The sequence below is a fragment of the Pedobacter sp. B4-66 genome (assembly GCF_018492665.1).
In the GTDB taxonomy this organism is placed as follows: Bacteria; Bacteroidota; Bacteroidia; order Sphingobacteriales; family Sphingobacteriaceae; genus Pedobacter.
This window is the reverse complement of sequence record NZ_JAFVME010000010.1, coordinates 122,023-145,998: the sequence shown is the minus strand read 5'-3', so window position 1 is coordinate 145,998 and position 23,976 is coordinate 122,023. Positions and strand designations below refer to the sequence as shown.

The 23,976-nt window shown below is 36.7% G+C and carries 22 protein-coding genes; 9 read left to right on the top strand and 13 right to left on the bottom strand.

What is annotated here, in order from left to right; all coding sequences use genetic code 11:
- Positions 1-5: 5 nt before the first annotated feature.
- The 5 genes from J1905_RS17335 to J1905_RS17315 all read right to left on the bottom strand — a co-directional run bounded on the left by J1905_RS17335 (position 6) and on the right by J1905_RS17315 (position 3,542).
- Positions 6-452: a hypothetical protein gene (locus tag J1905_RS17335; RefSeq protein WP_214228547.1), complete on the bottom strand. Its 447-nt coding sequence runs from the start codon at positions 450-452 to the stop codon at positions 6-8.
- A 9-nt stretch (positions 453-461) separates the two neighbouring features.
- The gene (locus J1905_RS17330; protein WP_214228546.1) at positions 462-986 is read right to left on the bottom strand and encodes a hypothetical protein; all 525 of its coding nucleotides are present in this window, start codon (positions 984-986) and stop codon (positions 462-464) included.
- Between the two features lie 34 nt (positions 987-1,020).
- Positions 1,021-1,581, bottom strand: a complete 561-nt coding sequence (locus tag J1905_RS17325; RefSeq protein WP_214228545.1) for an RNA polymerase sigma factor — start codon at positions 1,579-1,581, stop codon at positions 1,021-1,023.
- Positions 1,582-1,609: 28 nt separating this feature from the next.
- On the bottom strand, positions 1,610-2,569 hold the full coding sequence (locus J1905_RS17320) for a transketolase family protein (RefSeq protein ID WP_214228544.1): 960 nt from the start codon (positions 2,567-2,569) through the stop codon (positions 1,610-1,612).
- 106 nt (positions 2,570-2,675) lie between these two features.
- Positions 2,676-3,542 carry a transketolase gene (locus tag J1905_RS17315; RefSeq protein ID WP_350027989.1) on the bottom strand — a complete coding sequence of 289 codons (867 nt, stop codon included), beginning with the start codon at positions 3,540-3,542 and terminating at the stop codon, positions 2,676-2,678.
- A gap of 297 nt (positions 3,543-3,839) precedes the next feature.
- Between J1905_RS17315 and J1905_RS17310 the strand changes: the two genes are divergently transcribed.
- The 6 genes from J1905_RS17310 (at position 3,840) to J1905_RS17285 (ending at position 11,259) form a co-directional block, all read left to right on the top strand.
- Positions 3,840-4,430 (top strand): RNA polymerase sigma factor, encoded by a 591-nt coding sequence (locus J1905_RS17310; protein ID WP_214228542.1) that lies wholly within the window; start codon positions 3,840-3,842, stop codon positions 4,428-4,430.
- 270 nt (positions 4,431-4,700) lie between these two features.
- Positions 4,701-6,542 (top strand): ABC transporter ATP-binding protein, encoded by a 1,842-nt coding sequence (locus tag J1905_RS17305; RefSeq protein WP_214228541.1) that lies wholly within the window; start codon positions 4,701-4,703, stop codon positions 6,540-6,542.
- Positions 6,543-6,610: 68 nt separating this feature from the next.
- Entirely contained in the window at positions 6,611-6,991 is a 381-nt protein-coding gene (locus J1905_RS17300; RefSeq protein WP_214228540.1) for a hypothetical protein, read from the top strand.
- Positions 6,981-7,439, top strand: a complete 459-nt coding sequence (locus J1905_RS17295) for a DUF4974 domain-containing protein (protein ID WP_214228539.1) — start codon at positions 6,981-6,983, stop codon at positions 7,437-7,439. The genes J1905_RS17300 and J1905_RS17295 overlap by 11 nt, the downstream gene beginning before the upstream one ends.
- Before the next feature lie 242 nt (positions 7,440-7,681).
- Entirely contained in the window at positions 7,682-8,971 is a 1,290-nt protein-coding gene (locus J1905_RS17290; protein ID WP_250318136.1) for a sugar MFS transporter, read from the top strand.
- 266 nt (positions 8,972-9,237) lie between these two features.
- Positions 9,238-11,259: an ATP-binding protein gene (locus tag J1905_RS17285; RefSeq protein ID WP_214228538.1), complete on the top strand. Its 2,022-nt coding sequence runs from the start codon at positions 9,238-9,240 to the stop codon at positions 11,257-11,259.
- A gap of 29 nt (positions 11,260-11,288) precedes the next feature.
- Here the strand turns inward: J1905_RS17285 and bcp are convergent, their stop codons facing one another.
- From bcp to J1905_RS17265, 4 genes are all read right to left on the bottom strand, one after another.
- A complete protein-coding gene (gene bcp, locus J1905_RS17280) occupies positions 11,289-11,747 on the bottom strand; it encodes a thioredoxin-dependent thiol peroxidase (RefSeq protein WP_214228537.1) in 459 nt (152 codons plus the stop codon).
- A gap of 4 nt (positions 11,748-11,751) precedes the next feature.
- Positions 11,752-13,473, bottom strand: coding sequence for a M23 family metallopeptidase (locus J1905_RS17275; protein WP_214228536.1), 1,722 nt, complete (start codon positions 13,471-13,473; stop codon positions 11,752-11,754).
- Between the two features lie 5 nt (positions 13,474-13,478).
- Positions 13,479-14,090 (bottom strand): fumarylacetoacetate hydrolase family protein, encoded by a 612-nt coding sequence (locus tag J1905_RS17270; protein ID WP_214228535.1) that lies wholly within the window; start codon positions 14,088-14,090, stop codon positions 13,479-13,481.
- A gap of 88 nt (positions 14,091-14,178) precedes the next feature.
- Positions 14,179-14,700 carry a T9SS type A sorting domain-containing protein gene (locus J1905_RS17265; protein WP_250318135.1) on the bottom strand — a complete coding sequence of 174 codons (522 nt, stop codon included), beginning with the start codon at positions 14,698-14,700 and terminating at the stop codon, positions 14,179-14,181.
- 211 nt (positions 14,701-14,911) lie between these two features.
- Here J1905_RS17265 and J1905_RS17260 point away from each other — a divergent pair, with 211 nt between their 5' ends.
- Positions 14,912-16,864: a KUP/HAK/KT family potassium transporter gene (locus tag J1905_RS17260; RefSeq protein WP_214228534.1), complete on the top strand. Its 1,953-nt coding sequence runs from the start codon at positions 14,912-14,914 to the stop codon at positions 16,862-16,864.
- A gap of 323 nt (positions 16,865-17,187) precedes the next feature.
- Here the strand turns inward: J1905_RS17260 and J1905_RS17255 are convergent, their stop codons facing one another.
- The 4 genes from J1905_RS17255 to yihA are packed head-to-tail and all read right to left on the bottom strand — an operon-like array spanning position 17,188 to position 22,413.
- Positions 17,188-19,143: an amino acid permease gene (locus tag J1905_RS17255; RefSeq protein ID WP_214228533.1), complete on the bottom strand. Its 1,956-nt coding sequence runs from the start codon at positions 19,141-19,143 to the stop codon at positions 17,188-17,190.
- A 55-nt stretch (positions 19,144-19,198) separates the two neighbouring features.
- The gene (locus J1905_RS17250; protein ID WP_214228532.1) at positions 19,199-20,914 is read right to left on the bottom strand and encodes a M3 family oligoendopeptidase; all 1,716 of its coding nucleotides are present in this window, start codon (positions 20,912-20,914) and stop codon (positions 19,199-19,201) included.
- A gap of 2 nt (positions 20,915-20,916) precedes the next feature.
- On the bottom strand, positions 20,917-21,783 hold the full coding sequence (locus J1905_RS17245; RefSeq protein ID WP_214228531.1) for a UbiA-like polyprenyltransferase: 867 nt from the start codon (positions 21,781-21,783) through the stop codon (positions 20,917-20,919).
- A 9-nt stretch (positions 21,784-21,792) separates the two neighbouring features.
- Positions 21,793-22,413, bottom strand: a complete 621-nt coding sequence (yihA, locus tag J1905_RS17240; RefSeq protein WP_214228530.1) for a ribosome biogenesis GTP-binding protein YihA/YsxC — start codon at positions 22,411-22,413, stop codon at positions 21,793-21,795.
- Between the two features lie 52 nt (positions 22,414-22,465).
- Here yihA and ubiE point away from each other — a divergent pair, with 52 nt between their 5' ends.
- Positions 22,466-23,197 carry a bifunctional demethylmenaquinone methyltransferase/2-methoxy-6-polyprenyl-1,4-benzoquinol methylase UbiE gene (gene ubiE, locus J1905_RS17235; protein ID WP_214228529.1) on the top strand — a complete coding sequence of 244 codons (732 nt, stop codon included), beginning with the start codon at positions 22,466-22,468 and terminating at the stop codon, positions 23,195-23,197.
- Positions 23,194-23,928, top strand: coding sequence for a type IX secretion/gliding motility protein PorT/SprT (gene porT / locus J1905_RS17230; RefSeq protein WP_214228528.1), 735 nt, complete (start codon positions 23,194-23,196; stop codon positions 23,926-23,928). The genes ubiE and porT overlap by 4 nt, the downstream gene beginning before the upstream one ends.
- The last annotated feature ends 48 nt before the right edge of the window (positions 23,929-23,976 follow it).

Below are 23,976 nucleotides of genomic sequence, written 5' to 3'. Positions count from 1 at the left end.
AAGAATTAAGGCTTGTTATTACGGTATCTTGATAACAACTCTCTTTTAAAGGTTTCCTGAGCTCTATAGTATTTTCCTATAACCTTAATCGGTAAGCTTGACTTTAGTTTTGCATAATATTTTTTGTCAAGGTTCAGGTCTTTTTGTTTAAAGTCAAAATCATTAACGATCAAAGCTTGCACTTCACTGTCAGACATTTCGTCAATTTCAGGCATCTTTTTAAAGCTGATCATTTTTTGTCCACGCTCTTTACGCAGTTCAGATAGCTCTTTTTGATAGTCGTTATAGATAGGCCAAAAGATCTTCGCTTCTTCAGTTGATAGCTCCAGTTTCTGTGTTAAATAAGCAATTTTATAAGACTCAATCTCTTCACGTTTCCTGTTATCTGGTCTTTGTGCCATTGCAAGAAGGGGAAATATAAAAAGGAGCGCTATAATGGTTAAATTTTTCATTTCTATAAATTATAAACTTGTTGCAAGCTCGTTTTGAGAATAATTAGTTAGTATATAGTTTTCTAAGTCGGTATCTGCAGCTGTTGATTTAGGTTGTGTAATATCAGCACTACTAATATGATCTATAATAACTTGCTCGTCAATGTCGTATAACATTTGGTCTGTTGCTAAATCTGTATAGGCAGTTTGTTGAACTGGGTTTTGCTGGTTGAAATATAGCCCTAAGCCAGTTACAAGTAAAAAGCAGGCTGCAGTAGCATATTTTAGCAGACTAGAGTTCCATAAACGAACCACCTTAGGCTTTGCTATCTGGTCTGTTTCTGCGGTAGTTTTAGCTAAAATGTTGGCTTGCAGTTTTTCAAAGTAATTATCCGGAACTGTATGTCCGTCATTTTGAATAACGGTTTTGAATTTTTCTGCACTAATTCGGGCATTGATGCTTTGGCTCAATTCATCAAAATAATGTGCAGGGGTAGTAAATCCGGTTTCCCGAAGTCCCTTCATCCATTCATCGTTTTCAAAATCTTGTTTCATTACAAATGTATTGATGCATTAATTGCCAAAAGGTTTAAAAGGTAATGTCTTCATTTAGCATAAAAGTTTCAATTTTTTTTACTGCTATGTGAAAAGAGGCTTTTAAAGCGCCTACGCTGGTTCCTGTTATTTCCGAAATTTCTTCATATTTAAGTTCATCAAAGTATTTCATATTAAATATAAGTCTTTGTTTTTCGGGTAAGGTTAGGAGTGCCTGCTGTAGTTTTAGCTGTATTTTATCTCCATTAAAATAGGATGAAGCTACCAGTGTTTCCGATAGTTCGTCTGATACCTCATCTAATGGGGTGTTGTTTCTTTGTTTCTTTTTATTGAGGAAAGTGATACACTCATTGGTCGCAATCCTGTAGATCCAGGTATAAAGCTGAGCGTCGCTGCGAAAAGATTCAAGGTTTTTCCAAACCTTAACAAAAACATCCTGTACAAGATCATCCGCATCGTCGTGATCTATTACCATACGGCGGATGTGCCAGTATATTTTTTGTTGGTATTTATTTAAAAGCAGGTTAAAGGCTTCATTACGAGTTTTTGTGTTAGCGAACTTTTCTAAAATCTCTGAATCTTCAACCTGCTTCATCTATTATATTTTGGTTGGATAGATACTATTATTTTTTTGCTCTTTTAATTACTTTTTGAGCTGCTTCAATAATATTTATTGAATCTAATCCGTATTTAGTCATTAATTGATCTGGAGTGCCACTTTCTCCGAAGCTGTCGTTAACAGCAACAAATTCCTGAGGAGTTGGCAATTCAGTTGAAAGTAATCTTGCAACGCTTTCACCTAATCCACCAAATTTATTGTGCTCTTCGCAAGTAACCACACATCCTGTTTTCTTTACAGATTTTAGGACTGCTTCTTCATCCAAAGGTTTAATGGTATGGATATTAATAATTTCAGCATCGATGCCCATCTCTGCTAGTTTTTCGCCAGCTTCAATTGCTTTCCAAACCATATGTCCGGTAGCAATAATGGTTACATCAGTACCTTCGTTTACCATCCATGCCTTACCAATCTCGAATTTCTGATCAGGATCAGTAAATACAGGGATTACCGGGCGACCAAAGCGCAGGTAAACCGGGCCATGATGCTCAGCAATAGCAATAGTAGCTGCCTTAGTTTGGTTATAATCACAAGGATTAATTACAGTCATGCCAGGAAGCATTTTCATTAAACCTATATCTTCAAGGATTTGGTGAGTTGCACCATCTTCTCCAAGGGTTAAACCAGCGTGAGAAGCACAGATTTTTACGTTTTTATCAGAGTAAGCTACTGATTGACGAATCTGATCGTAAACTCTTCCTGTTGAAAAGTTAGCGAAAGTTCCGGTAAACGGAATTTTACCACCGATGGTTAATCCAGCTGCAATACCAATCATGTTTGCTTCAGCAATACCAATCTGGAAAAAGCGTTCAGGGAATTCTTTAATAAAGGCATCCATTTTTAAAGAGCCCACTAAGTCTGCGCAAAGTGCAACTACTTCAGGATTTTTTTTACCTGCTTCAAGTAATCCTGCTCCAAAACCAGAGCGGGTATCTTTTTTTTCAGTGTATGTATATTTTTTCACGAGTTTTCTATTTTTAATTAACTGTGTTCAAGCTTGCTACGCAGGTTTTCACGAGTTTTCTATTTTTAATTAATGGTGTTCAAGCGTGCTAGGCAGGTTTTCATTATTAATAATCTTTTAAGGTACTTGGTAATTGAGCAAGGGCAGTAGCAAGTTGCTCGTCATTTGGAGCAACACCATGCCATTTATGCGATCCCATCATGAAATCAACACCAGCACCCATTTGAGTACTCATTAAATTCAAAATTGGCTTACCTTTTCCTGTTAATGTTTTAGCATAATGTAATGCTTTAACAATTGAATCCATGTCGTTACCATCAGAGTTAATCACATGCCATCCAAAAGCCTCAAATTTGGCTTGTAGGTTTTCAAGAGATAATACTTTTTCAGTAGGACCATCAATTTGTTGTCCGTTATAATCAATTGATGCAATCAGGTTGTCTACCTTATTATGAGGAGCATACATAATGGCTTCCCAGTTTTGACCTTCCTGTAATTCACCGTCTCCAAGTAAAACATATACAGTTGAATGATCTTTATTAAGCTTTTTAGCCTGGGCTGCACCAATAGCAACAGACATTCCCTGACCTAGAGATCCTGAGGCAATTCTAATGCCCGGAAGTCCTTCGTGGGTTGTTGGGTGACCTTGTAACCTTGAGTTTAATTTTCTGAAAGTAGCTAGTTCGCTAATATCAAAGTATCCAGATCTGGCAAGAACACTATAAAAAACCGGTGAAATGTGTCCGTTAGATAGGAAAAATAAATCTTCTCCTTTTCCATCCATTGTAAAATCAGTAGAGTGGTTCATTACCTCAAAATACAGTGCAGTAAAGAAATCTGCACAGCCTAATGATCCTCCTGGGTGACCAGATTGGCAGGCATGTACCATTCTAACAATATCCCTTCTTACCTGAGAAGCAATATCTTCTAATTCATTGATTGTATGTTTCATTAATTGGGGTTGTTGATTAATATGACAAACTTAGCTAAAACTGTGCAAGCATTCATGTGCACAGTTAAAATAAATATCCCAATATTAACGCTTATATTTTAAAAAGTCCTCAGATAATAATAAAAAGGAATATTAAAAGACACACAACCTAAAAAACAACAAGTAAAATCGGCTTTTTGATGACTACTAAAATGTTTTTGTTGGTCTAAACTGAGAGGTTGTATAATTAAACTATTACGAAAATTAAAAAATAAATTTTTAACATTTAGAAAATATTTGTTTATATTTATGGTAAGCGCTTACCAAACAAAGAAATAGATGCATACCAATCAATTAAAATATTGGAGTGAGACGGATCTTTTTGTGAAACTCGGTGAAGGAAACGAGCGAGCTTTTGGGCAAGTGTTTAAACAGTATTTTTCTTCCTTATGCTATTTCGCTAATAAGTATGTATACGATTCACAGGAAGCTGAGGATATTGTTGAGGAGGTTTTTGAGAAGCTTTGGAACTGTAACCATCACATCAGTTGTGCTGAACACTTAAGGTCATATCTCTATATGGCAACAAAGCGTATTTGTATGGATCATTTGAGTAAGAATTTGCATGCAAAGGAAAGGCAACTGAAATTTGTTGTAAAGGTTGGAGATCAGGAACCTGACTTTGTTTATGAAATGATTCGCTCTGAGGTATTTAGAGAGATCTATTTAGAAATTGAGAATTTGCCCAACCAATGTAGTAGAATCGTTTCTATGAGCTATATTGATGGATTACGGAATGAGGAGATTGCCGAAAAACTTGGCCTTTCTGTTCAAACGGTTAAGAATCAGAAAACCCGCGGTGTTTCTATTCTTCGCGGTAGGATTCCTCTGGAGTTTTTTGTGTTGTTTATGGCGCTTTTAGTGAGTTAGATAGCCTTTAGCTAAATAACTCTAAACAAAATAGTGTGTCTTTATTTATGGTCTTTACTTTTTGATTAATGTTTTTGTTTGTATCGAAACGTATTGATTTTGGTGTTTCGTTTTGAGAAATAGAGTCGTCTTTGATCCAGATCTGTAGGAAATTGATGATATCAGAGTCATATGGGTTATGGATATTAAGTTTATTATTTATGAGAATTTTCTAGTGTAAGAAGAACCTTTAAGTGTCTTTTTCCTAATTTAGGACAAAATTAAAGCCTTTTGAATCCTAATAAAGCATTTGCTGATACAAACGTAAAATCTTTAACCTTTAAGGAACGCATTGCTGCGTTTAAAAACCTGCCAGAGTTTTTTAAGCTGGTATGGCAAACGAGCAAGTGGATGACGATCTGTAACTTTGCACTGCGGATTGCCAGGTCAATTATGCCCCTCGCCATTTTGTGGGTAGGTAAGCATATTATTGATGAGGTAGTTTTGTTGAGTAATGCTGATGCAGCACATGCTCATGACTATTTATGGAGATTGGTAGTTTTGGAATTTGGATTAGCAATTTTAACTGATGTTTTAAGTCGCGCCATTAATTTGATGGACGGTTTACTTGGTGACTTGTTTTCAAATTATACCTCCGTAAGGATTATGAAACATGCCGCTACCTTGGATTTGGATCAATTTGAGGATTCAGTTTTTTACGATAAGCTTGAACGGGCAAGACAACAAACTGTTGGGCGAACAGTATTGTTATCGCAGGTAATGAGTCAGATTCAGGATTTGATTACGATGGGGTTTCTTGCAGTGGGACTGGTAGCATTTAATCCATGGCTTATTGTTGTATTGTTGGTTACTATTCTTCCTGCATTTTTGGGGGAATCTTATTTTAATGATCAAAGCTATGCACTCTCCAGAAAGAGAACACCAGAAAGGAGAGAGCTTGACTATGTTCGTTACCTTGGTGCTAGTGATGAAACGGCAAAGGAGGTTAAGGTGTTTAACCTTTCGAGTTTCATTATAAGTCGTTTTAGAGCATTGTCAGAAAGATTTTATAATGAGAACAAACAGTTGTCATTACAGCGTTCTGTATGGGGAACTTTTTTTGCTTTTTTAGGTAGTACAGGATATTATCTTGCCTATGTTTATATAATTTATAGAACCATCAACGGCAACATTACAATTGGTGAACTCACCTTTCTGGCTGGCTCATTCAGACAGATGAGGAGTTTGATAGAAGGAGTTTTGTTACGTTTTACTGCCGTTTCTCAAGGTGCAATTTACCTTAGTGATTTCTTTGAGTTTTTTGAGATTGAGCCTAAAATCAGAAAACGTGCCAATGCAAAATCCTTTCCTAATCCAATAAGGCAGGGTTTTACCTTTGAAAATGTTGGGTTTCAATATGCTCATTCCGAACGTTGGGCAAACCGTTATTTAAGTTTTACACTTCATCCAGGTGAGAAACTGGCCCTTGTAGGGGAGAATGGTTCGGGTAAAACTACACTTGTTAAGCTGCTGGCAAGACTTTATGATCCAACAGAAGGAAGAATATTACTTGATGGTACTGACTTAAAAGACTACGACCTCGATGAGCTGCGGATGAATGTTGGCATTATATTTCAGGATTATCTGCGTTACCAAATGACATTTGCGCAGAATATTGCGGTAGGAAATATACAGGAGCAGTATAACAGAGTATTAATAGAAGCTTCGGCAAAGCAAAGTTTAGCAGATGTACTTGCAGAAAAATTGCCGCTTCATTATGACCAAATGTTAGGTAAACGTTTTTCGCAAGGTATAGAGCTTTCTGGTGGGGAATGGCAAAAAGTAGCCTTGGCCAGAGCTTATATGAAGGATGCTCAGCTTCTGATTCTTGATGAACCCACTGCAGCATTGGATGCCAGGGCCGAGTATGAAGTTTTTCAACGTTTTGCTGAACTAACAAAAGGAAAATCTGCTGTGCTGATCTCTCACCGATTCTCTACAGTGCGTATGGCTGATCGGATACTTGTACTTGAAAAGGGTCAATTAATAGAAATTGGCAGTCACGAAGAACTGATTCTTAAAAAAGGTAGGTATGCCGAGTTGTTTGATTTACAGGCAATGGGATATAGATAGAAAAATATTTTCTATTTGATTGGTACGATTTAAGATTCATATCGTAATAATAGCATCAATCGAAAAGAATGCAATCACAAGAGCACAAAAAAAAAATAGTAACTCTAATTGGTAAACAGATTAGGGGAGAGCTGAATGCGATTGATAAAAGGGATTTGGATATTTGGATATCAGAAAGCGAATCCAACAAAATCCTTTTTGATCAGCTTACAGATCCAGCATATAGGCAAGGTGAACTAATGGAAATGAGAGGTTTTACCAGTGCCTCATCGGCATTTGCAAACTTTATGGAGAAGTATGGTGAGCGTGTCAGGGTAGAGGATGACGTTTACGTCCCCCCAAAGCCTGAAGTTGAAGAGAAGCAGAATTACGAGTCTTTGAAATACGCTGCAACTGTGATTGTTTTGCTTACACTTTCAATTGGATTTTTTTTTTTATTTGAAGAATGAAAGTGCACTTAAAAATGACATTAAATTAAGTGCATTGATTTTAAAAGATATTGCTTCTGATAACAACAAAGATCTAACTGCAACAATGTCTGATGTCTCTGCCAAGGAAAAAAACTTTACTCAGACAATGGTTCTTAATGCAACTCAACAATCATTAGTTGGTAATAAGATGAGTATGATTTTTGGGCAAACTCCTGATGAAGGTATAATCTGGAAAGAAGGTTTTTTTGTCTTTGATGGTGAAACACTTGAATCTCTTATGCGTAAAATTGCACATTGGTATAATGTAGATGTAGTTTATGCAGATAGTAATATAGGTAAAAAATTATGTACTGGTTCGATTTCGAGATTTAGTGACATCGCCTCACTATTGAACAAACTTGAAAGAACCGGACCTGCTAAATTTAAGGTTGAGGGAAGGCGAATTTTAGTTCAATCCCGACAATAGTAAGAATCTCATTCTTGATACCAGACCATTTTCTTTTTTAATAGGGTAATTGATAGGATACACAAACGTTTGCGCAAAAATAGTGCGCGAATATTAATTGTAAATAGCATACTTTGGTTTAATAAATGCCTCAGGTTAGTAACTTGTGGTATATTTTTCTATTTTTAGAAAGTAAAACTGATTTATTTTTAAGAAAAAAAACAAAAGCACTAAAATAACCTAAACAAACCTGATTTTTAATTATGACTAATCAAATTCAACAAGAAAAAAGAACACCAGTATTTACAATGGTGATATGCTGTGCATTTTATTTCATCTTAGGCTTTATAACCTGGGCTAACGGCTCTCTAATTCCGTTCGCAAAAAAAGCATTTGATCTGGATAGCGACTTACAAGCATTTCTTGTAACTTTTGCGTCTTATATTGCTTATTTTTTCCTGGCAATTCCCAGTTCCTGGATGCTTAAAAAAATCGGCTTTCACAATGGTTTAGTACTTAGTGTGGTGGTTTTAGGAGTAGGGTCTTTATTGTTTATTCCGGCCGCGGAAAAAAGCAGTTACATTTTATTTTTAACGGCAATTTTCGTACAGGGTTCTGGAATGGCTTTGTTACAAACTGCGGTGAATCCTTATCTAAGTATCATCGGGCCAATTGAGAGTGCTGCGCAGCGTATAGCAATAGCTGGTTTCTGTAATAAAGCAGCAGGGATGATCGCACCGATTGTGCTCGGTAGTCTACTTTTGAAAGGTGCAAATGCAGCCGAAGCAAGATTGGCACAAGCGGCATCAGAAGTAGAAAAACAAACCATTTTAAATGAGTTATTAGATCAACTTCATGTACCATATATAGCATTGGCAATTATGCTTGCATTGTTTGCGATAGGGCTTAAGTTTGTGAGCCTCCCTGAAGTGAATATGGAGGAGGAAGAAGTCTCAGAAAAAGTAATGAATCCCTCAAAAAAGACAATATTTAGTTTTCCGCATTTGTTTTTGGGATCACTAGCGATTTTCTTTTGTGTAGCCGTAGAAGTAATGGCAGGAGATATTATTGGAACTTATGCCAGGGAACTGGGTACAGTGCCTCAGGTATTCAGAGATAATGCCACTGCATTTACTTTAGGATTTATGCTTGTAGGCTATTTAATTGGTATCATTACTATCCCAAGATTTATAAGCCAACAAGCTGCGCTTAGGGTTTGTACCAGCGTAGGTATTTTATTTACTCTTCTTTCAGTGTTTACCACTGGAGTAATTTCCTTTTGGTTTGTTGCACTGTTAGGTTTGGCCAATTCATTATTGTGGCCAGCTATTTTTCCACTAGGCATTAAAGGTCTGGGCAAGTTTACAAAAACGGGCTCGGCCATTATGATCATGGGCATTGCAGGGGGGGCGATTTGGCCTTTGGTGTATGGCTATATGAAAGATGAATTACACATAGATTTCCAACATGCATTTTTATATGCAATGATCCCAGCTTACTCATATATTGTTTATTTTGCAGTGTCCGGGCATAAAGTTAAATCAAGAGGTTAATTCTTAGATAAAATATTGGTATCAAGGGGTGATTCGAATAGAGTCACCCCTTGATTTTTGCTGGCTAGAGTTGAACAAAATGAACAAGGTAAATAGGTGCCTTGTTTGAGCTAAAACGATTATTTTTAGAAAAAATGTAAGTAATAGGGTTTTGCATTTTAACAAAAGCTTCATTTATGCTTATTTCTTCCTTACGAAAGAAGCTCAATAATATATCAATTTCCAGGAAGTTATATTTTACCATTGGCATTATAACTTTTTTGGTCATGGTAGAGTTGTGTACTTTATGGTTTTCAATTACTACATTATCTGCAGTAAGATCTTATGTTGGAGGAGAGGGGCTGTGGTCTAAGGCTCAAAAAGATGCCATTCTGAATTTAAGGGAATATGGTTATACCTACAATGAAAAAAATTATCAGGCTTTTAATGAATTTCTGAAGGTTCCATTTGGTGATAAAATGGCCAGAATTGAAATGGGAAAACCAAATCCTGATTTAGATGTGGTAAGGGATGGATTTTTGCAAGGTAGAAATCATCCTGATGATATTGATAATATGATAGGTCTAACGAGGAGATTTAGTAAGGTTTACCATCTTAATAAAGCCTTTGTAGCATGGCAAAAGGCCGAACCTGTTTTGGATGAACTCATGGGAATTGGGCTTCAGCTTCATACTCTGATTAATGCCCCAACAAAGGATAATGCGAAAATTTCATTTTTATTAGATGAAATTGAAAGGCTTAATACTGAGCTTACTGCTTTAGAGGATGATTTTTCATATACACTAGGCGAGGGTGCGAGATGGCTGGAAGGAGTAGTTTTAAGACTTGTGCTTGCTCTTTCTATAACTATCGGTACAACCAGCATTGTAATTGCGATATCTATAAACAGAAGCATTAAAAGAGGGTTGGATGTTATTGTTGAGGGGGCTGAATTAGTTAAGAAAGGTAAACTGGAAACTCGTGTCAAGGTTTTTGCTAATGACGAAATAGGACGCGTAGCTACTGTATTTAATGAAATGACAGATGCGCTTGAACACAATGTGGCTGAGACAAAACTTACAGAAGCTAAGCTGGTAACTGAAAGAGAGCGGGCGGAGTCATCCGATAAGGCCAAGCATATATTTTTGGTGAACATGAGTCATGAAATAAGGACTCCGATGAACGGTATTCAAGGTTTTGCAAATTATATAAAGGACTCATTGACAGATAAAGAACATCTTGTGGCAATTGAGATGATTATAAAATCTGCAGATCATTTAATGAGGATACTTAATGATATTCTTGATTTTTCAGGACTTAAGAATGGAGAGGTAGATTTCATGAAGCAACCTATTAAGGTTAGAGATGTGATTAAGGATGCTTGCCTTTATGTGGAGTCTAATGCTAAACTTAAGAAGATTGAATTAAACTATTCTATAGCAGAAAGAGTTCCGAAGGTTTTTATAGGAGATTCTATTAGGCTTTCCCAGATTTTTGTAAACTTAGTTTCTAATGCTATAAAATTTACTGAAAAGGGCGAGGTTGTTATTTCTGCTGATACCATTGAAGAAAATGAGGATGTTGTAGTTGTTGAATTTAGAATTAAGGATACTGGAATTGGGATTCCACAAGAAAAACAACAAAAGATATTTGAATTGTTTGAACAGGCGACTAACAGTGCTTCACGCAAATTTGGCGGTGTAGGATTAGGCCTAAGTATGGTGAAACGTTTGGTTGAATTGCAAAATGGCAAAATATTTCTTGAAAGTACTCCGGGAAGGGGGTCGGAGTTTTATTTTAGGATGCCTTTTGTTAAATTAAATGAGGCCCAGAAGGGTTACGAAAATATATCTATTCATGATACCTCTGAAGAATCTGGAAAAGGGATCAAGGTGTTGATTGTTGAGGATAATCCTATTAACCAACTCCTGGTTATTAAAGTGCTGCAAAAGAGGGGGTACGAAACAGTAATATCCCAAAATGGAAAAATTGCCATTGAGAAATATAAAAATGAGGATTTCGATATTATTTTGATGGACTTGCAGATGCCTGAAATGGATGGGTATGAAGCAACAAAATTTATTCGTCGCATGAATTCGGATAAAGCCGATATTCCGATAGTAGCAATGACGGCACATACAATACAGGGCGAATTAGAGAAGTGTATGGCGATTGGTATGAATGATTATATTTCTAAACCTTTCAAACCTGAAGACCTTAATGCGAAAATACAGTCTCTTGTTAAGAGAAAACGTTCTGGCAATGAGGCGGAAAATTACGCCGAGGACATACCCAAATCAACGGTTTAATGTTGCTGGGTATGCGCTCAAGTAATATTTTAAAGTAATTCTAAAACCTGTGCAGTCGAATTCTTGGTGTCAACTTTTTTGATGATATGAGAAATAACACCACTTTCATCAATAAGGAATGTCGTTCTGTTGGTCCCCATATATTTTTTACCATACATGTTTTTCTCGCCCCATACGCCATAAGCTTCAACAATTTTCTTGTCAGGATCAGCAATAAGAGTAAATGGTAGGCTGTGTTTGGTGGCAAATTTTTTGTGAGATTTTTCATCATCAACACTTACTCCTAGAACTACAATTCCCTTTGCTGTTAAGCCCTGATAGTTATCTCTAAAATCACATGCTTCTGCTGTACAACCAGGGGTGTCGTCTTTGGGATAAAAGTATAAAACAACTTTTTTTCCTGCAAACTGCGATAGCGAGACATTGTTGCCATCTTGATCCTTGCTGGTAAAATCAGGGGCCTTTTGGCCTTCTTTTAATTCACTCATAATGCTATTTATAAAAAGAAATTGAATAGTTCTTGATGTTATCTTTCATATCTGAAACAATTATCTCCAGTGTATGTTTTCCTGGGCCGGTACTGTTGTCAAATGTATGCCATAGGGAAGCTGTTTTTGTGTCAAACTCCATCAATACCCATTTTCCATCAATATATCCATTAAAACTTTTAATGCCCGATAGGTTATCTCTAATCTTAAATGACATCTTGCTTATCCCGACCATGCTTTTTCCTGCAGATATGTTTACTGGAACAATGTTTGGAGGAACTGTATCTATAGCTATAAAGTAACTGCCAAAGGTACGTGGCTTAGCTTTTACATAACCATTTTCGAAATATCCACCTTGGGAAGACCTTGAAGTACTTACAATAAGTGCCTTTTCTTTATACTTATTAAGCGAGCTGTCTGCCTTTATCCACAATTCAAATCCTACATGCAACGGCGTTAATGGGTTGTGAATCTGATGTACATTAGAGAAAGCATTTGATAATGGCTTTGGTAACGTTTTATAAGTAAAATTGAGATCGTTATAAAGAGTGCCTTTTGGAAGTATTACTTTTACTTCTGCATTGTTAAACTCATTGACTGTTGCATAGGAGTATGTGGTGCTTGTGGTTGGTTCAAGTGTATTAATTATGGCTTTATCATCTGCCTGAACATTGAACGACAGGGTGCTTTTATTTCCGGTTGCATCTGATACGATATATTTTAACTGATGTAGTTTGCCATCTGTAAACTCTATCCTGCCATTGTTAACTAGATTGCTATAGATGGTTAATGGATTACCCAGATCTACAAAGCTTTTTTGTATACTTCTCTTTGTATTTAGGTAAGTCGGATAATCTATATGAGAATTGATCGCTTTGCTGTTTTCAAACTGGAATTTCTCCAGAGCTGAAGTGTATACAGGTTTCCCATCTACCTCAAGTTGAATGGAGTAAACGCCATTTGTTCCCGATGCGCCATTGTGTTTGTCGGTAGTAACAATGCCGAATCCCACCTCACCACTTAAATTGATGGTGCTTACGTTATTAAGGTGGTAGTTTCCGGGGCTACCTGTGATTTGAAAATATTGTTTAGGCGTAAACTCATTAAAAGGCTTTTTGTTTAAGCGATAAACGTACATCGAATAAAGTACAGGAGGTATGTTATCTGGAATCTCTAATCCAAACAGCTGCGGATTGATGGTCGCCTCGGTTTTAGAGTCTCTGATCTCAAAATGAAGATGGGGCCCGCCAGAGCTTCCTGTGTTGCCTGAATAAGCAATGATGTCGCCTTTGTGTACCGGGATCAATGTAGGGCTTGGAAACGAGTCAATCTCATAACTTTTCTTTTGATATTGAATGGTTTTTATTTGTTGGGCAATTTTTGGGCTAAAGCGTTGTAAATGTCCGTAAACTGAAGTGTAGCCATTTGGATGGTTAATATAAAGTGCAAGACCAAAACCACTATTCTGTACGCGGAGGCGTGAAATATAACCATCAGCAATCGCATATACAGGATAGCCTTCGCGCTGATTAGTTCTGTAGTCCATGCCAGAGTGAAAATGGTTTGCCCTTAGTTCTCCAAATGAACCAGCCAGGGCAGGTGGTGTAATGTCAAGAGGCGCTCTAAAATCTACAAGTGGATATTTGTTACCACTAAATACTTGCTGGGCTTTGGAGCATACTACTGAGAGTGTAATAAGTATTAGTGTTAAGTTCAGTTTAATCATTAATGCTATTTTATGTCGAAATTAAGTAGTTGCTGACCTGATAACCAAGCTTCCAATTTATCTCCCGGGTTTACTTTTCCTACACCTTCTGGGGTACCTGTAAAAATAAGGTCGCCCTTTTTTAAAGTGATGTATTGGGATACGAAGGAGATTATTCTTTCAAACGGGAACAGCATATCTTTAGTATTGCCGGTCTGTCTGTTCTCATTGTTGATCTTTAACTCAAAATCGAGGTTGTAGACATCGCTGAATTGGGATTTAGGCACAAAGGTACTAATGACAGCAGAGTTATCGAAAGCTTTTGCCAGTTCCCAGGGCAGGCCCTTCTCTTTATGTAGAGTCTGTATGTCTCTGGCTGTGAAATCTATTCCTAATCCCATTTCCTCGTAATAGTTAGGCGCAAATTTCTCGGAAATATGCTTTCCTTCTTTACAGATTTTGAGAACAACTTCAAGTTCATAATGGATGTCTGACGAGAATTCGGGTATGTAGAAAGGTTTGTTGTCCTTTAAAACAGCGGTGTCTGGCTTCAGAAATATAACAGGACTTTGGGGTGTCGGATTATTAAGCTCTTTAATATGAGCAGCGTAATTGCGTCCAATTGCGATTATCTTCATTTGTATGATGTTTTGTGAAAAAACTAACCTGCTGCTAAATTATGCATTCTGCGCAGATGAAACAATTAGGAAAATCGATTAATGTAGCTTATAAAACTGAAATACGTTTAACGACTGTTTCAGAACCTGCTACAATTTTTAGAAAATAGATGCCAGGATTTAAACGGTTTGGAATGGTGTAGCTTTTGGTTTGCTCGCCGGCCGAAATACGTTCATTTGAAAGAGTCACAACCTCATTGCCTAATAAGTCCATAATCTTCACAGAAAGATTTGATTCACGATCTAGTCTTAACATCAAATTTACCTGATCGTCAACAGGATTAGGATAAACTTTTAAAACAGAAAGGATTTTCTCTTGTTTAGTTTGGGTAGCAGGAGCAACTTTAGCATTAGAGATCACATCATTATACTGTATAAATCCTAAGTTGTATTTAGGTTTATAAGTTGGTATGTTGACCTTGATTTGAGGGGTTTTGTTAATTCTTTTTGATCTGATCCCACTGGATGTACTGTCGGATCTTTGGGCAAAAACATTAACACTGCCAAAAACACTCAGGCAAATTATGCAAGAAATATTAAAGAGAAGCGCTATTCTGTGTTTCGTGCTCATGTTTGGTACTGCCAAAAATATAAATAATAAAACAAAAAAATCAATCATTTTGTTGAATAAAAAATTATTTAACAATATTTAACAAGTATTAACGTTTACCGAATCCTGAATAGTAATGTTGAAAATGTCTAAAGGGATTAAAAAAAGCCTGAAAACTGTGCATATAGATAGGAATTACTGTAATTTTACCCACCAAATCAAAATTAAATAAGTGTCTAGTCAAAAGAATTTAAACGCCCTCACAGCCGGAGGATTATTGGTAAGTTTAGGAATTGTGTATGGGGATATTGGAACTTCACCACTTTACACCCTAAAAGCCATTTTTAATTCTGTAGTTAATGGTGGGCAATCAATAGATGTAGATCTGGTACTTGGTTCCCTTTCTTGTATTATCTGGACCTTGACTTTGCAGACCACACTGAAGTATGTTGTGGTTACTTTGAAAGCAGACAACAAAGGTGAAGGAGGAATTTTTTCATTGTATTCTCTCGTTCGTAAAAATGCAAAGTGGTTGGTATTGCCAGCGATAATTGGAGGCTGTGCACTGCTTGCTGATGGTATTATTACTCCTAGTATTACAGTTACATCTGCAATTGAAGGTTTGCAATTAAAGTTTCCTAATGTATCGGTGATTCCGATAGTTTTGGCAATTATTACTGCATTGTTCGTAATACAGCAATTCGGGACTGATTTGGTTGGAAAGTTATTTGGCCCCGTAATGTTCCTATGGTTTGGCATATTAGGGTTGTTGGGTTTGTTGTTTGTAGTCCAGGATCTAAGCATTTTTAGGGCTTTAAATCCGTATTATGCCTTTAATCTCCTGGTAAATAATCCAATGGCTCTTTTGATATTAGGGGGGGTGTTTTTATGTACAACAGGAGCTGAAGCACTATATTCTGATATGGGACATTGTGGCAGAAAGAACATTAGAGTAAGTTGGGTTTTTGTAAAGACTATGCTGATTCTTAACTACCTCGGGCAAGGTGTCTGGGTGCTGCAGCATGGTAAATATAATACCACTTTGAATCCGTTTTTTGAAATAGTGCCAGCTGAGTATCTGTTGTTTATGGTTGCTTTGGCAACTTGTGCGGCTGTAATTGCCAGTCAGGCGATGATTACCGGCTCATTTACTCTAATATCTGAAGCTGTGAGGTTAAATCTTTGGCCAAAGGTTCGGATCAATTACCCTAGTAATCAAAAAGGACAGATTTATGTGCCATCGATAAACTGGATACTTTGGGCAGGTTGTATGGGTGTTGTGCTGATATTCAAAAACTCAGGGGCAATGGAGGGGGCTTATGGTTTGGCTATAAACCTAACTTTCCTATCTACAACGATATTAATTGCAGCTTATATGAAGCGTAAAAAGGTTCCAATATATGTGATTGCAGTTTTCTTATTGATCTATGTTTTGCTTGAGCTTACTTTCCTTGTTGGAAATATGGCGAAGTTTTTTCATGGTGGTTGGGTAACTGTAATGATCGGTTCTGCTTTATTTACTGTAATGTGGTGTTGGTATGTTGCGAGGAAAATTAAAAATAGGTTTGTTAAGTATGTTGAAATTGAAGATTATTTTGAGATCATAAGTGAGCTGAGCAGTGATATCTCTGTTCCAAAGTATTCCTCTCAATTGGTATATCTTACCAGTGCTAATTTTAAAACGGAGATAGAATCAAAAATCATTTATTCAATAATACAGAAGGAACCTAAGCGGGCAGATGTGTATTGGTTGGTTCATGTGGATGTTGTTGATGAACCATTTACACGTGATTATAAGGTTGAATTTCTGATTCCGGGTAAACTAATCCGTATCGACTTTAGGCTTGGGTTTAGGGTTGAACAAAGTGTTAACCTCCTGTATCGTAAAGTGATTGAGGAATTAGTAAAGAACGGTGAGGTTGATATTACCAGTCAGTACACTTCTTTGAATAAGCATAAGATTGCTGGTGATTTTAGATTCGTGCTTTTAGAAAAGCATTTGTCGAAGTTTTCAAAGTTGAGTTTTTATGAACGTTCAATAATGAATTATTACTTTATACTGAAGCGTTTAAGTTTATCAGAAGAACGCAGTTTTGGGCTTGATTCAAGTTATGTTGATGTAGAAAAAGTTCCGTTGATCTTTGTGACTCCTGATGATATAGAACTTAACAGGCTTCCCGTTTAATCATAAAAAAGGCTCCGGGGAGGAGCCTCTATTGTCGATTTTCCAACCAGACAATTATAGGGATAATTAGGAGGGCAATTTAAATAGTACTCATCTCTATGAGTGCTATTTGTTTTTTACTATTATAAATGTAGAGATATATTCTCAAATTGTGGAATTTTTTTTCAAAAAATATTTTTTATTTTGAAAATATTGTGTAGTTGGGTAATATTTTCTACAGGTTAGGGTTTTTTGATTATAAAAAGAGCCTTAATCAAATAGTTTGATAAGGCTCTTTTTATAATCAATATCCTGAATTTATTTCAGGGATAGCAATCTGTTCTTTAAGAATTACTTTCAGCCAATCTGAGTTTACTATGTTTAAATCCATAAAGGAAATAAACAAATAGACCAACAATTAGCCAGATGCCGAATCCTATCCAGTTGGAAATACCCAATTCGCACATCATATACAGACAACTCATTAAGCCTAAAACAGGAATAAGCGAAAGGTTTTTAGTGATGCAGTAATAGATAATTACAAGGCAGATAAAGAAGAAAATCCACATAGGGATTTTATGTTTAAACAATTTCCATCCACTTTCATATTTCTTTTCCTGAGTGATCTCAGAGTTATTGATGAACTGTTCATATTGTTCTGCAGATAGCTGATTTAAATATGCCTCTGAATCTGTATTCTTCTCAATAAGGTTGGCTTTAGTTTGAGCAATCTCTATTTCTTTTTTAATAGTACTAAGTTCCTGATCATTTAAGGAGGTAATAAAACTTACCGGCTCATATATTCTTGGAGTATTTAATATAAATGCTGTAGTCTCCTTTTTATAGAAGCTAAACCCAAAAAATAATGATCCAATAAATAAAATAGGGATAATGAATTTAGAGTTGACATATGGTATCCTGAATTTTCCCCTTTGAATATCAGGTTTGTTTTGCAATACAAGAACTCCGGCACACACCAGTACAAATGCAAACAGTGTGCCTATTGAGCAAAGATCTGTTACAATGGTAAGGTTCATGAAAAGAGAAGGGATGGCTACAACAAAACCTACTACGATAGTCGAAAAAGAAGGGGTTTTATATTTAGGATGAATCTTGGAAAAAGATTTAGGCAATAGGCCATCACGACTCATGCTCATCCATATTCTTGGTTGTCCCATTTGAAATACCAATAATACACTTGCCATTGCAAATACAGCACTAACCGCTATTATACCGCTCATTAGTTTCAGATCTATCTGATCAAATACAAATGCCAACGGATCGCCAACTGCAAGAAGTTTGTAGCTAACTATGCCTGTAAGCACGAGTGCAATTGCTACATATAAAACAGTGCAGATGATAATTGCCCACATCATCCCTCTGGGTAAATCCCTCTGAGGATTTTTACATTCTTCGGCTGTGGTAGATATAGCATCAAAGCCGATATAAGCAAAGAAAACTGCTGATACCCCTTTTAATACTCCGGATACACCATTGGGTGCAAATGGATCCCAGTTTGCAGTATCGACATAAAACACACCTACAGCAAGTACAAGCAAAATCACAGTAAGCTTTACTATAACCATTGCATTACTGGCGTTTCTTGATTCTTTCATCCCTCTGTATACTAGCCAGGTAATGAAAATGATAATGCCTAAAGCAGGTAAATCTGCAACAATATGAAAATCTCCAATTTTGGGAGCTGTTATCCAGGCGTTGTTTGCTATTCTTGTTGCGTCATCCAGGTTGGCAAAGCTTTTCCCCGCGTTTACAAGCGCTTCTGCATGCTTATGGCCGTTGTACGCAGTTAAATAGTCCATAGTCATCCAATCGGGCAAGTGAATTCCGTTTATATTGAATGCAGGTATTCGTATGGAGGAGAGGAGGCCTGTAAAGTAGTCGGACCAGGATATGGCTACAGTTATATTACCAATAGCGTATTCCATAATGAGCGACCAGCCTATAATCCATGCCACCAACTCGCCAAAAGCAACGTAAGAATAAGTATATGCACTGCCGGATACGGGAACCATTGAGGCAAACTCTGCATAGGCAAATGCGGCAAAACTACATGCTACAGCAGTAAATATAAATAAGAAAATTACTGCCGGACCACCATCGGCACTTGCTTTTCCAATGGTACTAAAAATACCTGCTCCGATGATAGCCGCTATACCAAAAGCCGTTAAATCCCGTACGCCAAGTGTTTTGTGAAGCGAAGCTCCATGATCGCCATAGCCTTTTTCAGCATCTTCTAATATTTTGGCTATTGACTTTTTTCTGAAAAGTTTTTCAAACATACACTAGCGTTTAGGTCGGGTTTTGATATTCAAACTTAAATATAATGTTGTAAACTTAACCTAATTTATGTAATTCATCTTTTACAAACGACGCCAATTCTTCGATGTATTTTAAGCTGAAATCAAATTTAATACCGGCCGTTTCATAAATTTCATTGATTGGTTTGGTGTATCCTAATGATAATGCCGCAAAATACTGTTGTAATGCCTGTTCAGGATTTTCTTTGTAGTTTTTCCAGATTGCAATAGCTCCTAATTGCGCAATGGCATATTCAATGTAATAGAAAGGAACTTCAAAAAGATGCAGTTGTTTTTGCCAAACATTACCAAATTCATGTTCCAGACTGTCCCAATTGGTAAAACCACTACCAAAACGGGTATATATTTGTTTAAAAGCTTCTTCTCTGTCGGCAGCATTGTGGCCTGGATTAGTATAAATCCAATGCTGAAACTGATCTATAACCGCAACCCAAGGTAGGGTTTTTAGTACATCAGCCAGTTGTTCTTTTTTGGCACGGATCAGATCTTCCTCGTTATCAAAATAGATGTTCCAGTTGTCCATAGAAATAAGTTCCATGCTCATCGATGCAAGTTCCGCAACTTCAGAAGGACAATGCTTAAAATCATTTAATTCTAGATTCGCAGTAAGGAAGGTATGTATTGCATGGCCACCTTCGTGAACCATAGTAGTTAAGTCTCTTAAGGAATTGGCCGAGTTCATGAAAATAAAAGGAGCTCCAGTTTCTGCAAGAGGGTAGTTGTAACCACCAGGTGCTTTCCCTTTTCTGCTTTCCACATCAAAAAGGTTATTTGCCTTCATTATTGAAAGCATTTGACCCAATTTAGGGTCTATGGCATTAAAACAGTCAATGCTTTTGTCGACCAGATCTTTTCCATCTTTAAATGGTTTCAGTGCAGCTTTACCTGTGGTACTTACGTCCATGTCCCATGGTTTCAAGGTGTCAATTCCAAGCAATTCAGCTCGTTTCTCTGCCTGTTCCTTTAAGATAGGTACGATTTGCTTTTCAATAGCTTCATGGAAATGATAGCAATCCTGAGGGGTATAATCAAAGCGGCCCAATGCCTGGAACATATAGTCGCGATAGTTCTCAAAACCTGCATTTAAAGCAACCTGATGACGCATAACGATCAGCTCATCAAATAAAATGTTTAATTCGTCTTTATCTACTAATCTGCGTTGTTGTATGGTTTTCCAAGCCTGTTGTCTTACATCTCTATCTGTATCTTTAATGAAGTTGGCAGCTTGTTCTAACGTATATTCTTTTTCGTTGATAATCACGCTCATTGCACCGGTAATGGCCTGGTACTTTTGCTGAGTTACTTGAAGTTTAGTTAAAAGCTCAACGTTTTCTTCGCGATAAATTTCTAAAGCTTTTCTGATAGCCCTTATGTAAACAAAATATTTATCATGATCCAGTTCATCAATAAATGGACTGTCGTTAAATTTTTGATTAAGCTGGTTTGCAATTGGCGAAATTTTAGGTTCAATTTCTGTCGCAAAATACTGAAACTCTTTTACCAAAGTCTCATTTGCAGTATCGCAACTCATTTTAATGTATCGCCATGCAAAATCCTCTTCTAAGGCAGCTTCTAATTCACTTTTATCCTTTAACCATTGCTCTAATTCATTTACGTTCTCTATAGGACGCTCCAAAAGTTCACTAAGTATTGGCTCAAGATTATCCCATTGCATCTCGAGATCTTGAGGGATATAGATTCTTTTCTTTTTAGGTATGGTAAGGTTAATCATATTTAGAAGTTAAAGTTGGTTCTTAAGAAGGCATCGATTAAAAAACAGATAGCAAATATTACAGAGGCAAATCCATTTGTGGTGGCAAATGCTTTATTTACTTTACTAATGTCATTAGGCTTTACAAGTAAATGCTGATAAATTAGCATAAAGCAAAAGAAGGCTACTCCCACATAATATACCCAGCTGAATGTAGTAAACATTACAGGTAGGATTACACATAGTGCAGAAAAAACATGTAGTACTATTGAAAGGTTTAAGGCATTTTTGATGCCTATGGCTGCAGGGATAGAATGTAATTTTTCATTTCTGTCAAAATCTTCATCCTGCAGGGCGTATATAATGTCGAATCCACTAACCCAGAACAATACGGCGAAAGAATAAAGCACAGGAACAATGTTAAATACTCCGGTTACAGCAATGTAAGCGCCAATAGGGGCAAGCGAAAGGCCTAATCCCAGTACCATGTGGCATAAAGCGGTGAACCTTTTCGTGTAACTGTAAAATAGTACCACAAAGAGTGCTACAGGCGAAAGGTAAAGGCAAAGGCTGTTAATGAATGCCGTTGTAATAATAAAAAGAACGCAGTTAATGATTACAAATATTAGGGCTTCATTAGCAGATATTTTACCCGCAGGGATGTCGCGCATTTGAGTACGCGGATTTTTTGCGTCAATATTTCTATCCAGGTATCTGTTAAAAGCCATTGCAGCATTACGGGCAAAAACCATACATAATAGGACCAATACAAGCAGTAACCAGTTAAATGGATTTGAGGTTGTAGTTACCCCCAGAAAAAAGCCTATCAGTGCAAATGGTAAAGCAAAAATGGAGTGAGCGAATAGTACCAGTGAAAAATACTTTTTCATTAATAATCGTTATTGTGGGGTTAAAATGGGCATTACGAAGTCATGATTTACCTCTTCTATAAAGCTCAAAACCTGGTCTCTTCCGGTACTTTTTTCTGCTGAAGTAACAAAGTATGGAGGGATTTCTTCAAACCACCCGCCTAATGCCTTTTTAAATGCAGAAACATTTTTGTCGGTTTTTACCGCGCCTTGTTTATCTGCTTTGGTAAATACGAGTGCAAAAGGGATTTGGATTTCTCCCATCCAGCAGCAAAACTCCAAATCTATCTTTTGAGGTTCAAGCCTGCTGTCTATTAAAACAAATACACACTGTAAGCTTTCGCGTTTAGTGATATAATTACGGATGAATTTTTCCCAATTCTCACGGCTGCTTTTGGATACTTTGGCATAGCCGTAGCCGGGTAAATCCACAATGTACCATTTTTCGTTAATCAGAAAGTGGTTGATTAACTGTGTTTTACCTGGTCTTTGTGAGGTTTTTGCTAATCCATGCTGATTTACGAGCATGTTAATTAACGAGGACTTACCAACGTTAGAACGTCCAATAAATGCATACTCAGGCATATTGGCAACAGGCAGTGCTGAAACCTTTGTATTACTACAAATAAATGTTGCTGATTTTATAATCATTTTACAAAGGTAGAAAATTAGTTTTCAACAATACTTATCTTTGCTGCGTACCATGAACGAAAACATCACACCATACCAATCTGAAACGGCAACAAAGAAGGAACAAGTTGCCAGCATGTTTAATAATATATCTGGAACTTATGATTTTTTAAATCATTTTATGTCCTTAGGTATTGATATTTTATGGCGTAAAAAGGCAATTAAAGAGCTTAAATCGATTAAACCACGCATTATGCTTGATGTGGCTACCGGTACAGGTGACTTTGCTTTTGAAGCAATAAAAATTTTAGCACCAGAGAAAATTATTGGTGTAGATATTTCTGAAGGTATGCTTGATGTGGCCCGAAAGAAAATTAATGAGAGGAATTTACAGCATGTTTTTTCTGTTCAGACCGGTGATTCTGAAGGATTACAGTTTAGTGATGATCATTTTGATGCAATAACTGTTGCCTTTGGTGTAAGAAATTATGAAAATCTGGAGAAAGGACTTGCAGATATGTACAGGGTTTTAAAGCCAGGAGGCAAAATTGTAATCCTGGAGTTTTCTAAACCAAGAAACTTTCCGATTAAACAAGGGTATAACTTTTACTTTAAACATGTTACACCAACACTCGGGAAAATTTTCTCTAAGGATAACAGAGCTTATTGTTATTTGCCGGAGTCTGTTGCTGCATTTCCAGATGGTGAGGATTTTATTCGTTTAATGGATAAAGTAGGATTTAAAAATACTAAGGACCGACGCTTAACATTTGGAATTAGCGCCATCTATACCGGTATAAAATGAAAATAAAATCAGGCTTAGTTCTTTTATGTTTATTAGCAGGATTGTCGGCCAGAGCCCAGAATTGGGGGGGGGGAGTAGATGACACCAATCTTCATTTTGGATTTACATTTCAATATCTTTCATCGGAGTATAAGATTTCAAAGAAACCTGAGTGGAGTGTGCCTTATACAGCTGATCTTGGTGCTGGTGATCCACGGCCAAATCCACTTACAGCAATATCTTCAGATTCGTCTCCGGGATTTGGGATTGGCTTTGTTGTAAATAAACGTCTGCTTGAAAACGTAGATTTAAGGTTTACACCAATACTTGTGTTTAATGATAGGGTACTTACCTATCACTATGGTGAGATTAAGGATAATGTGGAACGAAAAGTATCTTCTACATTAGTTGAGTTTCCTTTGGGTTTAAAGATTAAATCGGATAGGCGCAATAATTTTAGGGCTTACGTATTAGGAGGCGCTAAATACTCCGTGGATATTTCATCGAAAAAAAAGACGAATAATTCGAATATAACGGATGCAGCCGAAAAAATGGTGAACAACAAGCGTAACTTCTTGTCGTATGAAGCTGGATTGGGTTTTGACCTCTACTTCGAGTATTTTAAGATGTCTCCGGAGATTAAATTGTCATACTCTTTCAATAGTGTTTTAAAGCCCGAACTCAACCGATATTCTTATCCAATTGATAAATTAATGCTGCGACATGTGACATTCAGTTTATTTTTTGAATGATGCGACTCCCAAAAAAATTATAGCTTTGCTTAATAATCAATAAAATCA